This window comes from Streptomyces sp. NPDC050388 (assembly GCF_040655635.1).
Taxonomy (GTDB): Bacteria; Actinomycetota; Actinomycetes; order Streptomycetales; family Streptomycetaceae; genus Streptomyces.
On record NZ_JBFAKH010000032.1, the window covers coordinates 49,531 to 63,228 of the forward strand.

General features: G+C 71.4%; 11 protein-coding genes. 10 read left to right on the forward strand and 1 reads right to left on the reverse strand.

The features are described 5' to 3' along the window. Positions 1-14 precede the first annotated feature (14 nt). The 6 genes from ligA to gatB all read left to right on the forward strand — a co-directional run bounded on the left by ligA (position 15) and on the right by gatB (position 8,668). On the forward strand, positions 15-2,210 hold the full coding sequence (gene ligA, locus AB0I73_RS20040) for an NAD-dependent DNA ligase LigA (protein ID WP_363039122.1): 2,196 nt from the start codon (positions 15-17) through the stop codon (positions 2,208-2,210). Positions 2,211-2,469: 259 nt separating this feature from the next. Then, positions 2,470-4,860: a bifunctional diguanylate cyclase/phosphodiesterase gene (locus AB0I73_RS20045; RefSeq protein ID WP_363039124.1), complete on the forward strand. Its 2,391-nt coding sequence runs from the start codon at positions 2,470-2,472 to the stop codon at positions 4,858-4,860. 249 nt (positions 4,861-5,109) lie between these two features. Then, positions 5,110-5,406 (forward strand): Asp-tRNA(Asn)/Glu-tRNA(Gln) amidotransferase subunit GatC, encoded by a 297-nt coding sequence (gene gatC / locus AB0I73_RS20050; RefSeq protein WP_031117542.1) that lies wholly within the window; start codon positions 5,110-5,112, stop codon positions 5,404-5,406. A gap of 5 nt (positions 5,407-5,411) precedes the next feature. Next, positions 5,412-6,905, forward strand: a complete 1,494-nt coding sequence (gene gatA / locus AB0I73_RS20055) for an Asp-tRNA(Asn)/Glu-tRNA(Gln) amidotransferase subunit GatA (protein ID WP_363039126.1) — start codon at positions 5,412-5,414, stop codon at positions 6,903-6,905. Next, positions 6,902-7,141 (forward strand): hypothetical protein, encoded by a 240-nt coding sequence (locus AB0I73_RS20060; protein WP_055628595.1) that lies wholly within the window; start codon positions 6,902-6,904, stop codon positions 7,139-7,141. The genes gatA and AB0I73_RS20060 overlap by 4 nt, the downstream gene beginning before the upstream one ends. Before the next feature lie 15 nt (positions 7,142-7,156). Continuing rightward, complete coding sequence (gene gatB / locus AB0I73_RS20065) at positions 7,157-8,668, forward strand: Asp-tRNA(Asn)/Glu-tRNA(Gln) amidotransferase subunit GatB (protein ID WP_363039128.1); 1,512 nt, start codon at positions 7,157-7,159, stop codon at positions 8,666-8,668. Positions 8,669-8,738: 70 nt separating this feature from the next. Here gatB and AB0I73_RS20070 read toward each other — a convergent pair whose 3' ends face one another. Next, positions 8,739-9,542 carry a methyltransferase domain-containing protein gene (locus AB0I73_RS20070; protein ID WP_363039130.1) on the reverse strand — a complete coding sequence of 268 codons (804 nt, stop codon included), beginning with the start codon at positions 9,540-9,542 and terminating at the stop codon, positions 8,739-8,741. Between the two features lie 186 nt (positions 9,543-9,728). Between AB0I73_RS20070 and AB0I73_RS20075 the strand changes: the two genes are divergently transcribed. The 4 genes from AB0I73_RS20075 to AB0I73_RS20090 all read left to right on the forward strand — a co-directional run bounded on the left by AB0I73_RS20075 (position 9,729) and on the right by AB0I73_RS20090 (position 13,628). After that, positions 9,729-10,133 (forward strand): hypothetical protein, encoded by a 405-nt coding sequence (locus AB0I73_RS20075; protein ID WP_363039132.1) that lies wholly within the window; start codon positions 9,729-9,731, stop codon positions 10,131-10,133. 279 nt (positions 10,134-10,412) lie between these two features. After that, positions 10,413-12,668: an MMPL family transporter gene (locus AB0I73_RS20080; protein ID WP_363039134.1), complete on the forward strand. Its 2,256-nt coding sequence runs from the start codon at positions 10,413-10,415 to the stop codon at positions 12,666-12,668. Further along, positions 12,646-13,212: a GNAT family protein gene (locus AB0I73_RS20085; RefSeq protein ID WP_363039136.1), complete on the forward strand. Its 567-nt coding sequence runs from the start codon at positions 12,646-12,648 to the stop codon at positions 13,210-13,212. Before AB0I73_RS20080 ends, AB0I73_RS20085 begins: the two co-directional genes overlap by 23 nt. Before the next feature lie 230 nt (positions 13,213-13,442). Then, positions 13,443-13,628: a hypothetical protein gene (locus tag AB0I73_RS20090; RefSeq protein ID WP_363039138.1), complete on the forward strand. Its 186-nt coding sequence runs from the start codon at positions 13,443-13,445 to the stop codon at positions 13,626-13,628. The last annotated feature ends 70 nt before the right edge of the window (positions 13,629-13,698 follow it).

Sequence of the window (13,698 nt, forward strand, 5' to 3'; positions counted from 1 at the left end):
CGGGAGGACACACGGTGGCGGGTGACAAGCAGGCGGAGACGACGAGCGTGCCGGCCGAGGCACGGGAACAGCACGCCAGGCTCGCTGAGCAGATCGAGGAGCACCGCTTCCGGTACTACGTGAACGACGCGCCCGTCATCAGCGACGCCGAGTTCGACCGGCTGCTGCGGGAGTTGGAGGCACTGGAGGAGGAACATCCGGAGCTGCGCACGCCCGACTCCCCGACCCAGAAGGTCGCCGGGGCGTACGCGACGGAGTTCACCTCCGTGCAGCACGTCTCGCGCATGCTCTCCCTCGACAACACCTTCAACGACGACGACCTCGCCGCCTGGGTCGAGCGCATCCACAAGGAACTGGGCGAGCAGAAGTTCCACTTCCTGTGCGAGCTCAAGGTCGACGGCCTCGCCGTCAACCTCACCTATGAGCGCGGACGCCTGGTCCGCGCGGCGACCCGGGGCGACGGCCGCACCGGCGAGGACATCACGCCCAACGTGCGGACGATCGCCGAGATCCCGGACCGCCTGAAGGGCGCGGAGGTCCCCGACCTCGTGGAGGTCCGCGGCGAGGTCTTCTTCCCGATGGAGAAGTTCCAGGGGCTCAACGCCCGTCTGGTGGCGGCCGGTGACAAGCCCTTCGCCAACCCCCGGAACGCGGCGGCGGGTTCGCTGCGCCAGAAGGACCCGCGCGTCACCGCCGGCCGTCCGCTGCACATGGTCGTCCACGGCATCGGCGCCCTGGAGGGGTTCACCGGCCTGTCCCGGCTCTCCGAGGCGTACGACCTGCTGAAGACCTGGGGGCTGCCCACCTCCCCGCACAACAGGGTCGTCGACGGTCTCACCGGCGTACGGGAGTTCATCGCGCACTACGGCGAGAACCGGCACTCCGTGGCGCACGAGATCGACGGAGTGGTGGTCAAGCTCGACGAGATCCCGCTCCAGGGCCGCCTCGGCAGCACCTCGCGCGCCCCGCGCTGGGCCATCGCGTACAAGTACGCGCCCGAGGAGGTCAACACCAAACTGGTCAACATCCGTGTGGGCGTGGGCCGTACGGGCAGGGTCACGCCGTACGCGCAGGTCGAGCCGGTCACCGTGGCCGGTTCCGAGGTGGAGTTCGCCACGCTGCACAACCAGGACGTGGTCAAGGCCAAGGGCATCCTCATCGGTGACACGGTGGTGCTGCGCAAGGCCGGTGACGTCATCCCGGAGATCCTCGGCCCGGTCGCCGACCTGCGTGACGGCAGTGAGCGTGAGTTCGTGATGCCGGCCGAGTGCCCGGAGTGCGGTACGCCGCTGCGCGCGATGAAGGAGGGCGACGTCGACCTGCGTTGCCCCAACGCCCGTGCCTGCCCTGCCCAATTGAGGGAGCGGTTGTTCTACCTCGCGGGCCGCAAGGCGCTGGACATCGAGCACTTCGGCTATGTCGCCGCGGCGGCGCTCACCAGGCCGCTGGAACCGAAGGAGCCGCCACTGAGGGACGAGGGCGACCTGTTCGACCTCACCGTCGAGCAGTTGCTGCCCATCAAGGCGTACGTCCTCGACCAGGACAGCGGTCTGCCCAAGCGGGACCCGAAGACGGGCGAGGAGAAGATCGCCACGGTCTTCGCCAACCAGGAGGGCGAGCCGAGGAAGAACGCGGTCGCGATGCTGGCGAACATCGAGGCGGCCAAGGAACGTCCGCTCGCTCGGGTCCTCACCAGCCTGTCCATCCGGCACGTCGGTCCGGTCGCGGCCGAGGCACTGGCCCGGGAGTTCCGGTCCATCGACCGGATCGAGCAGGCCACCGAGGAGGAGCTGGCCGGTACCGAGGGCGTCGGCGGCATCATCGCGGCCTCCCTCAAGCAGTGGTTCGCCGAGGACTGGCACCGCGAGATCATCCGCAAGTGGCGGGCGGCCGGTGTCCGCATGGAGGACGAGGGGTCCGGCGAGGACGAGGGACCGCGTCCGCTGGCGGGACTGACGGTCGTGGTGACCGGAACCCTGGAGCACTACACCCGGGACGGCGCGAAGGAGGCGCTGCAGACCCGGGGAGCGAAGGTGACCGGTTCGGTCTCGAAGAAGACGTCCTTCGTCGTCGTGGGAGACAACCCCGGGTCGAAACACGACAAGGCGATGCAGCTCAAGGTGCCGGTTCTGAACGAGGAGGGCTTCACCGTTCTTCTCGACGAAGGGCCGGAAGCCGCCTCCGACATGGCACTCCAGGCCGAGGAGTAGCGGTGGGAGGCCACCCGATCGGCGCATACCAGATGCATACGGGTGGCTGGGGCGCATTCGGGCAACCGTCGGCGACCGGTGCCCCTGAAAGCCTTCTGCGGCCTACTGTTGGGATGTGCGCCTGCCGTGCCCAGCTGCGGTCGGGGCATCCCTGTGTTCGTGACGGGGCCGTGGAAGGGCTTTCTGCCACGGAGCCGCTGAGGGTAGTCGGGCATCGAGCCGTGTGGCGTGGGCACCGCCGGCTGTGAGAGGGACGGGAATGGAACCCACCGAGAGCGCCGCCCCGGGCTCACGGCTGCGCCTGGGCCTGCGCCGCGTGGCGGCCGTAGGACGACGCAGACGTGGGGGCGGACGGCCCGCGGGGCATCCGGGCAGCCAAGGACGCCCGGCGGCGTACACCGCGGACGCGCGCGCGGGGAACGCGCGAGGAGCCGGACCGCCGGTCGCCGGACAGGCGGCTGTCGGACGGCCTGCGGCCGGACACGCTCCCGGGCGGCCCCCGCACGGTCCAGGACGGTCGCCGCGCGGTCCCCGGGCGTCCTCGCCGGGCACCGGACTGCCCTCGCACCGCACCGGACTGTCCGGAGCGGACACCGAACGCCACCCGTCCTGGCCCGCGTTGCCCACCGCGGTCGTCGCGGCGGCCGCGTTCGTGCTGGGCATCGGCTTCCTGCGGGCGTTCACCGGCGGTCACGCGCTCTTCCCGTCCGGCCGGGTCGGCTGGTCGCTGGCCGTACTGACCGGGATCATCGTCGGTCACCTGGTGGTGCTGGGCCGCTCCCGCTGGTGGGGCGGCACCGGCTCGGGCAGCGCCGTCACCCTCGCGGTGCTGCTGCTCTACGGCTGGGTCCCGGCCGGCCTGGTCAGCCTCACCGTGGTCGTGCTGGTCGGCATAGCCAGGCGGGGCCGTTGGCGGCAGGGCGTCCTGCACGGCGCGGTGGACCTGCTCGGTATCAGCGCCGGCGCGCTGGTGCCGGTCCTCTTCGGGTCCGTACCGTCCGTCGAGTCCCCCTCGACCCCGGACACCTGGGGCCTGCACACCGCTGCCGAGGTGGTGCTGGCCGCCGCCGCGTATCTCCTGGTCACCCGCACCCTCCTCTGGTACCTGCACACCCCGCGCGCCGGACTGCCCACCGTCGCCCGCACCGCCCTGGTCAGACAGGGCCTGGTCGCGGTCGCGCTGCTCGGCATAGCGCCGCTGATCTGCGTGGTCGTGTACGCCCGGCCGATTCTGCTGCCCCTGTTCGCCATCCCGTTGATCGCGCTCGACTCCACCCTGTGGATAGCCAGGGCCCGGGCGGAGGAGCAGTTGCGCGATCCGCTGACCGGGCTGCCCAACCGCCAGTGGCTGCTGGAGCGCATCTGGACCGCGCTGGACGACGCCGAGCGCGTCGGCGCCCGCGCCGCCCTGATGTTGATCGACCTCGACCGTTTTCGATCGGTCAATGACACTCTCGGCCACCTTGCCGGTGACCGGCTGCTGCTGCAGATCGCCGACCGGCTGAGGCTGGCCCTGCCGCGCGGGGCGGAGGCCGCGCGGCTCGGTGGCGACGAGTTCGCCGTGTTACTGCCGGTCGCCGACTCCACGACGTCCGCGACCCGGGTCGCCCGCGGTCTGGTCTCCGCGCTCAGCTCGCCGCTCGACCTCGACGGGCTCACCCTCGTGCTGGAGGCCAGCGCGGGCGTCGCCGTCTTCCCCGACCACGCCCTCGACGCCGAGGGGCTGCTGCGGCGGGCGGACGTGGCGATGTACCAGGCCAAACGGGATCGCACCGGCGTCGAGGTCTACGAGTCCAAGCGGGACTCCAACACCCCCGACCGGCTGGGACTCCTGGGCGATCTGCGCCGGGCCCTGGACGCCCACGAGGTCCAGCTCCACTACCAGCCCAAGGTCCGTTTCGACGGACAGGTCGCGGGCATGGAGGCCCTGGTCCGCTGGGTGCACCCGGAGCGCGGCAGGGTCCCGCCGGACGAGTTCATAGCGATCGCCGAGTCCTCCGGCCTGATGCCGCACCTCACCGAGTACGTGCTGGAGACCGCCCTCGGACAGGTCGCCCGGTGGCGTTCCCAGGGCCTGTACGTGCCGGTCGCGGTCAACGTCTCCCCGCGCGACGTCCACAGCCCCGGCTTCGCCGGCTCCGTCGCGGCGCGCCTGGCCCGGCACGGCGTGCCGGCGGGAGCGCTCCAGCTCGAGATCACCGAGCACGTCCTCCTGGAGGACCCGCAGCGCGCCGCCGACACCCTCAACGCGCTGACCGGCCACGGCGTGAAGATGTCCCTGGACGACTTCGGCACCGGCTACTCCTCGCTCGTGCACCTGCGGCGGCTGCCCGTCAGCGAACTGAAGATCGACCGCTCCTTCGTGGCCCGGCTGGCCGTCGACCCCGAGGACGCCGAGATCGTGCGCTGCACCGTCGACCTCGCCCACTCGCTCGGCCTGCTCGTCGTCGCCGAGGGCGTCGAGGACGACGAGACCTGGGAACGCCTGCGCGACCTCGGCTGCGACGCCGTCCAGGGCTGGCTGGTCGCGGCCGCGATGCCGCCCGACGAGACCACGGCCTGGCTCCTCGCCCGCGGCTCCCGAGGCTGGGAGCGCCCGGCGGTGGCCCTCCCGGCGGCAGCATCCGACGACTCGACCCGCCCGGCCTGACACCGTCCTGCGCCGACCGGGCGAGTGCGACCGGGGGGTGTCGGGGGCGGTGTCGGTCCGGTTTCCGGCGTCCTGATCACGGCACCGGTGTGCCGTGATTCCGGGGGCGGGGGAAACCGTTTCACGGGTACGGGGCGGCGCCCCATAGGATTGGGGCCTGTCGTCACCTTCCCGCCCGCCGCTCCACGCCTGGCCCGGATCGCGACGGCCCTAGCCCCGAACCGCACACTCACCCCAGAGGATCGCTGCATGCCTGGCATTACGCGCGAGGAGGTCGCCCACCTCGCCCGGCTGGCGCGTCTGGAGCTGAAGCCCGAAGAACTCGACCACTTCGCAGGCCAGCTCGACGACATCATCGGCGCGGTGGCCCGCGTCAGCGAGGTCGCCGACCAAGACGTACCACCGACCTCGCACCCGCTGCCGCTGACGAACGTCATGCGCCCGGACGAGGTCCGTCCCTCGCTCACCCCCGAGCAGGCGCTCTCCGGCGCCCCGGCCCAGGAGCAGCAGCGTTTCAAGGTGCCGCAGATCCTGGGGGAGGACTGAATTCCATGACGGACATCATCAAGCTCACGGCCGCCGACACCGCCGCGAAGATCGCCTCCGGCGAGCTCACGGCCGTCCAGGTCACCGAGGCACACCTGACCCGGATCGAGGCCGTCGACGAGAAGGTGCACGCCTTCCTGCACGTCGACCGCGAGGGCGCCCTCGCGCAGGCCCGTGCCGTCGACGAGAAGCGCGCCAGGGGCGAGAAGCTCGGCCCGCTGGCCGGCGTGCCCCTCGCGCTCAAGGACATCTTCACCACCGAAGGCATCCCGACCACCGTCGGCTCCAAGCTCCTCGAGGGCTGGATCCCGCCGTACGACGCGACGCTCACCAAGCGGCTCAAGGCCGCCGACGTCGTCATCCTCGGCAAGACCAACATGGACGAGTTCGCCATGGGGTCGTCGACCGAGAACAGCGCCTACGGCCCGACCGGCAACCCCTGGGACCTCACCAAGATCCCCGGTGGCTCCGGCGGCGGGTCGAGCGCCGCGCTCGCCTCCTTCCAGGCCCCCCTCGCCATCGGCACCGACACCGGCGGCTCCATCCGCCAGCCGGCCGCCGTCACCGGAACGGTCGGTGTGAAGCCGACCTACGGCGCGGTCTCCCGCTACGGCATGGTGGCGTTCTCCTCCTCCCTCGACCAGGGCGGCCCCTGCGCCCGCACGGTCCTGGACGCGGCCCTGCTGCACGAGGCCATCGCCGGACACGACCCGCTCGACTCCACCTCCGTCGACGTTCCGGTCCCGCCGGTCGTCGAGGCCGCCCGCAACGGCTCGGTCCAGGGCATGCGCGTCGGCGTGGTCAAGCAGTTCCGCGGCGAGGGCTACCAGGCCGGCGTCATCCAGCGGTTCGACGAGTCGGTCGAGCTGCTCAAGGAGCTGGGTGCCGAGATCGTCGAGCTGGACTGCCCGTCCTTCGACCTCGCCCTGTCGGCGTACTACCTGATCGCCCCGTCCGAGTGCTCCTCCAACCTCGCCCGCTTCGACGGCCTGCGCTACGGCCTGCGGACCGGCGACGACGGCGCGCACTCCGCCGAGGAGGTCACCTCGCTGACCCGCGAGGCCGGCTTCGGCCCGGAGGTCAAGCGCCGCATCATGCTCGGCACGTACGCCCTGTCGAGCGGTTACTACGACGCGTACTACGGCAGCGCCCAGAAGGTCCGTACGCTCATCAAGCAGGACTTCGACAAGGCGTTCGAGCAGGTCGACGTGATCGTCTCCCCGACGACCCCCACCACCGCCTTCGCGATCGGCGAGCGCGCCGACGACCCGATGGCGATGTACCTCGCGGACCTGTGCACCATCCCGACCAACCTGGCGGGCAACGCGGCCATGTCGCTGCCCTGCGGCCTCGCGCCCGAGGACAACCTGCCGGTCGGACTGCAGATCATCGCCCCGGTCATGAAGGACGACCGCCTCTACAAGGTCGGCGCGGCCGTCGAGGCGGCCTTCGTGGAAAAGTGGGGCCACCCGCTGATCGAGGAGGCTCCGTCGCTGTGAGCGCACTGACCAAGGCCAAGGGCTTCAAGAAGTCCCGGTCCGGCACGTATCTGTCCATGGCCGCCACCGCGTTCGGCGCGGTCGGTGTCGCCAAGCGTGTCAAGAAGGCGCGGCACGAGAAGGACACCCTGGTCCTGATCGACGCCACCGTGTCCGCCGTCGCCATCGTCACCGGCCTCGCCATCCTCTACCGCGAGCTGAAGCGGCTGGGCGACGACGACGTCCTGCTGGGCTGAGAGGGAAGTTTCACCGTGACCACCACGACCGACCTGGTGTCGTACGAGGACGCACTCGCGTCGTACGACCCCGTCATGGGCCTCGAGGTCCATGTCGAGCTCGGCACCAGGACCAAGATGTTCTGCGGCTGCTCGACCACACTGGGCGCCGATCCGAACACCCAGACCTGTCCCACCTGTCTCGGCATGCCGGGCGCGCTCCCGGTCGTCAACGCGACCGGCGTCGAGTCCGCGATCAAGATCGGCCTCGCGCTGAACTGCGAGATCGCCGAGTGGTGCCGCTTCGCCCGGAAGAACTACTTCTATCCGGACATGCCGAAGAACTTCCAGACCTCCCAGTACGACGAGCCGATCGCCTTCAACGGCTACCTCGACGTGCAGCTGGAGGACGGCGAGACCTTCCGCGTGGACATCGAGCGCGCCCACATGGAGGAGGACACCGGCAAGTCGACGCACGTCGGCGGCGCCACCGGCCGTATCCACGGCGCGTCCCACTCCCTGCTCGACTACAACCGCGCCGGCATCCCGCTGATCGAGATCGTCACCAAGCCGATCACCGGTGCCGGTGAGCGTGCTCCCGAGGTCGCGCGCGCCTACGTGCGTGAGCTGCGCGAGCTCATCCGGGCGCTCGGCGTGTCCGAGGCCCGGATGGAGATGGGCCAGATGCGCTGCGACGTCAACCTGTCGCTGCGCCCGCACGGGCAGGAGAAGTTCGGCACCCGCTCGGAGACGAAGAACGTCAACTCGCTGCGGTCCGTGGAGCGTGCCGCCCGCTTCGAGATCCAGCGGCACGCCGCCGTGCTGGACGGCGGCGGGACGATCATCCAGGAGACCCGGCACTTCCACGAGGACACGGGGTCGACGACCTCCGGCCGCGTGAAGGAGGAGGCCGAGGACTACCGGTACTTCCCGGAGCCCGACCTGGTCCCGGTGGCGCCGTCCCGTGAGTGGGTCGAGGAACTGCGCGCCGGGCTGCCCGAGCTGCCGCTGGTGCGCCGCAACCGGCTCCGCGAGGAGTGGGGCGTGAGCGCCACCGACATGCAGGCGATCCTCAACGCGGGTGCGCTGGACCTGATCGTCGCCACGATCGACGCCGGCGCGGACGCCGCCTCCGCCCGCAAGTGGTGGATGGGCGAGCTGGCCCGCGCCGCCAACGAGTCCGGCAAGGCGCTCGACGAGCTGGCGATCACGCCGGAGCAGGTCGCCCGCGTCACCGAGCTGGTGAACGCCGGCGACCTGAACGACAAGCTGGCCCGTCAGGTCATCGAGGGCGTCCTCGCGGGCGAGGGCACGCCGGACGAGGTGGTCGAGAAGCGCGGACTGAAGGTCGTCTCCGACGACGGCGCGCTCACCGCCGCCGTGGAGGAGGCCATCGCCGGCAACCCGGGCGTCGCGGACAAGATCCGTGGCGGCAAGGTCGCGGCGGCCGGTGCGCTGGTCGGCGCGGTCATGAAGGCCACCCGCGGTCAGGCGGACGCGGCCCGCGTGAAGGAGCTGATCCTTCAGCAGCTGGGCGTCGAGGGCTGATCCGGCACAGTGGTCAGGGGGTGCACCGGTCTCCGGTGCACCCCCTCGGCATGCGGTCGGCGGCGACCGGTCAGGCGCGCCGGCCCACCACGCGGGCGAAGCCCAGCGTCTGCCCGCGGTCCGCGCGCACCATCTCCGCCGAGGCCCGTGCCATGCCCGCCATGAAGTCGCTGGAGCTCTCCTCGGCGCACACCTCGCTCCACAGCAGCCAGTCCCGCCAGCCGTCCGGCTGCCAGTCGGCCGCCTCGACCTCCACCGCCCCGCTGCGGGACCAGTGGCGGTGCCACCAGCCGGGGGCGTGGAAGGACCAGAAGGCGGGCTCCCAGAAGGGCTTCAGATGCTCCGGCGGCTCGGTGCCCTCGAGTTCCTCGCGCGTCGCCGGGACGACGACACCGATCCGTCCACCCGGCTTGAGCAGCCGGGTCAGCGTCGGCAGATACAGATCATCGGTGCCGAAGTAGTGGTACGCGTCGATGGAGACGATCGCGTCGAAGCTCTCCTCCCCGAAGGGCAGGTCGTGCGCCTCGGCGAGAACCGGCAGCACCCGGTCGGCGACGCCCGCCTCGGCGATGCGGCGCGCGTTCTCGTCGGGCTTGATCCACAGGTCGGCGGCGGTGACCTGAACGTCGTACTCCCTGGCCAGGAAGACGGACGTCATGGCGCGTCCGCAGCCCAGGTCGAGCACGCGGGCGCCGGGGCGCAGGGTGTCGAGGCCGAGGGCCGGGGCAAGCCACTCCAGCAGCCACAGCGCGTGCGGTCCCATCTGGTTCTCGATGGTCCAGCGGACGTCGTAGGCGCTGCTGCGGGGGTAGCGGGGGAGGGCCAGGCGGCTAGTGAGGTCGTCGTGCGGGGTGTTCGATGTGATGTCCGACATCGGTGAACGGGCTCCTCGAGGCCGTGTAGGGGGAAAGGACTGCGTCGGAAATCGGGCGGACAGTCATCAAAGCACCTGCTTCGGCCGGCGGCGGGCTGCCGAGGAACGTCGGACCGACGGACGCTAGCAGGTGGCCCCCGCCCCCGCATCCGGGTTTCCGAGCCCGAGGCGCTACGCTCCCGCGGCATGAGTGGACGCGCAGATTCCGACACACCCCCGGAGACTCGGGTGGAGCCGGCCGACGCGCCGCAGGACGCCGACGCAGACGAGGAGGCGGGCGTCGACGGGGCCGCCGAGGATGCCGAGACCGCCGAGGACGAGGACGCGGACGCCGGAACCGGCGAGCGGGAGGCGCGCAGGGCGCGGTGGACCGCGGTCTGCGCCGGAGTGGTGCTCGCCCTCGCGGGGCTGGCCGCCGCCCTGCTCCGTCTCACCGGCTCCGCTCCGCTCCTCGTCGCGGCGGCCTACGCCTGCGGGGCCGGCGGCTGCGCCCTCGCCGCCGTACTGGGCTCACACGGCCGGACCCGCAGGGCACTGTGGCTGTTGGTCGCGGGGCTGATGGTGATGGCGCTGGGGGATCAATTCGACTGATCCGACTGGTCCACTGATCCGACCGACTCGGCTGGCCCGCCCGGCTCGCGGGTCGGAACGGACGGGTGAAGGGTGAGCCGAGTCACATCCGGCGGCGGAAGCGGTGCGCTTGTCCGGTCAGTCGTTCCCATCGATGTGAATAAGCCCACGAACGCGACAATCGATCATTTTTGCCTGCAACAGTGGCATTGCATTGCTCATGCGTTCTTTGCTGGTTGTTCAGGTCATATCGGCTGCTCCCGGTCAAAGATCCACACCGTCACTCTGGGAGCACGTTTCGTGGCAGCCCTCGCACGCTGGTGTGTCCGACGCCGTCTGATCACGGTCCTGCTGTGGCTCCTCGCCCTCGGCGGGGTCGCGGCAGGGGCCTTCGCGACCGGATCCGCGTACTCGAACGACTACGACGTGCCCGGCACCGAGTCCGGACACGCCGCCGAGCTGCTGCACGAAGGGTTCCCGGCCCTCGGGGGCGACAGCGACACCCTCGTCTGGCACACCCCGTCCGGCAGTGTCCGGGACCCCGGCGTCGAACAGACCATGACCCGCACCCTGGACCGGATCGAGGAACTGCCCGGCGTCACCGCCGTGACCGGCCCGTACGACGCCCAGGGCCCCGGTCGGATCAGTGCGGACGGCCGCACCGCCTACGCCACCGTCACCTTCGACGACCCGGCCAAGGACATCGACCCGGCCGAGGCGGCGGCCGTGATCGAGGCGGCCCAGGCCGCGGAGACCGACGGACTCCGGGTCGAGGTGGGGGGCAGCGCCGCCGCACTGACCGAGGCCCCCGAAGGGCACCTCGCCGAGGTCATCGGTGTGGTCGTCGCCGCCGTCGTGCTCTTCCTCGCCTTCGGCTCGCTCGCGGCCTCGCTGCTCCCCATCGCCACCGCGCTGGTCGGGGTCGGCACCGCCTACGCCGGAATCGTGCTGCTCGGGCACGTGATGACCGTCGCCGACTTCGCGCCCATGCTCGGCATGCTGATCGGACTCGGCGTCGGCATCGACTACGCGCTGTTCATCGTGACCAGGCACCGGCGCGGACTGAAGCGCGGGCTGTCCGTCACCGAGGCCGCCACCGAAGCCGTCGCCACCACCGGACGCGCGGTCGTGTTCGCGGGTGCCACCGTGTGCATCGCCCTGCTGGGCATGCTGATCCTCCGGCTGAACTTCCTCAACGGCGTCGCCGTCGCGGCCTCACTCACCGTCGTGCTGACCGTGGCCGCCTCCATCACCCTGCTGCCCGCCCTGCTGTCGTTCATCGGCATGCGCGCGCTCAGCCGCCGCGAGCGGCGCCGACTGGCGGAACTCGGCCCCCAGCCCGAGCTGCCGACCGGCTTCGCCGCCCGCTGGTCGGCGTTGGTCGAGCGCCACCCCAGGCTGCTCGGCGCGCTCGCGCTGGTCGTGATGGCGGTGCTGGCGCTGCCCACCTTCTCCCTGCACCTCGGCACCTCCGACCAGGGCAACGCCCCCAGCACGTCCACCACCCGCCAGGCCTACGACCTCCTCGCCGACGGCTTCGGGCCCGGGGTCAACGGCCCCCTCACCCTCGTCACCGAGGTCGACGGCGCCGCCGACCGGCTCGCCCTGGACCGGCTCGGCCCCACGCTGAGCGCGACCGAGGGCGTCGCGTCCGTGGGACCGGTGGTCCACAGCTCCGGCGGTGACACCGCGTACCTCACCGTGGTACCCGAGTCCTCCCCGCAGTCGAAGCAGACCAGCGACCTCGTCGACCGGCTGCGCCAGGACGTGCTGCCGCGCGCCGAGGCCGGTACCACCCTCGACGTACGGGTCGGCGGGGTGACGGCCGGCTACGACGACTTCGCCGACGTCATCGTCGGCAAGCTGCCCGTGTTCGTGGGTGTCGTTGTCGGCCTGGGCTGTCTGCTGCTCCTGCTCGCCTTCCGGTCCGTCGCCATACCGCTCAAGGCCGCAGCGATGAACGTGGCCGCCGTCGCCGGTGCCTTCGGCGTGGTCGTGGCGATCTTCCAGTGGGGCTGGGGCAGCGAACTGCTCGGCCTCGGCAGCGCGGGCCCCATCGAGCCCTTCCTTCCCGTGATCATGGTGTCGGTCCTCTTCGGGCTCTCCATGGACTACCAGGTCTTCCTGATCAGCCGTATGTACGAGGAATGGCTGGAGACCGGTGACAACCGGCGCGCGGTACGGGTCGGCCTCGCGGAGACCAGCAGGGTGATCAACTCCGCGGCCGTCATCATGATCTCGGTCTTCCTCGCCTTCGTCCTGACCGGCGACCGCGTGATCGCCATGTTCGGCATCGCGCTCGCCGTGGCCGTCGCCCTCGACGCCTTCGTGCTGCGGACCCTGCTGGTCCCCGCGCTCATGCATATGCTCGGCGGGGCCAACTGGTGGCTGCCGCGCTCGCTGGACCGGATCCTGCCGCGCATCAGCATCGAGCCCCCCGAGGCCCGCGCCGCCCATGAAAGGCTGGTCACGGCCATGGCCACGGACGCCGGGGTGGCGACCGTGCCCGCACAGCAGGAGGGGCGGAAGCGGGATGTACGCGATACGACTGGGTGACGACGGAGCCGAACTGCGCCCCCTGGAGCCCTGGCACGCGGAGGAGTTCCTCGCCCATCTGGAGCGGGGCCGGGAGTTCATCAACCAGTACGTCCCCTTCGGCTCCCGGGCCACCGACGTGCCCACCGCGCGGGAGGCGCTCCAGCGGTACGCCGACCTCCGCGCCGCCGACACGGCCTCGCTGCACGGCCTGTGGCTGGACGGCAGGCTCGTGGGCGGGGTGCTCACCCTCCACTTCGACGCCGGGAACGGCACCTGTGAGGTGGGATGCTGGCTCGAGCCCGCCGCCACCGGGCGCGGGCTCGTCACCCGGGCGATGCGGGTGCTGATCGACTGGGCGGTCGAGCAGCGCGGCATCCACCGCGTGGAGTGGGTCGCCGCCGCCGGCAACGAGCCCAGCCTCAACACCGCCCGCCGGCTCGGCATGACCCGGGACGGGGTGCGGCGCGAGGCCCATCTCCACCACGGCGTACGGCACGACCTGGAGGTGTGGTCGGTCCTGGCCCCCGAATGGCGGCGGGCACGCGCGCGCGTGGACCGGTAGCGCCCGCGCTCCGGAGCCCTCCGGGGCGCCCCGAGATCACGGGGCCTCAGGCCGTCCACGAGCCTTTACGGACGGCCTAAGGCCCCTTACGCGTATCTCCCCACATGCCTGAGGCCCCGACGGCCACTGAAGATGCGGAACTCTTCCGATGTGGCCGGCCCGCCTGGGAGACGAAGGTGGAGACATCGCGGAAAGCGATGTCCGACCCCCACTCTCCGAGGGATCACACCATGTACGAGTACGAGATCCACAAGTACCGTTCCACCGAGCTCATCCGCGAGGCCGAGCAGGAGCATCAGGCCCGCGAGGCCGTCCGTCTCGGGCGCGCCGCCCGCCGCGGAGCCGCCGCGCGGGGCACCGAGCCCGAGAGTCATAGCCGCGGCCCACGCCGGCACCGGTTCGCCCGCGCCGTATGAACACCGGGGGGAGCAGAGGGCTCCGGCCCGCTCCCGTCGCCGACGGGCGCCGTCCGGTGGTGCTCCACGC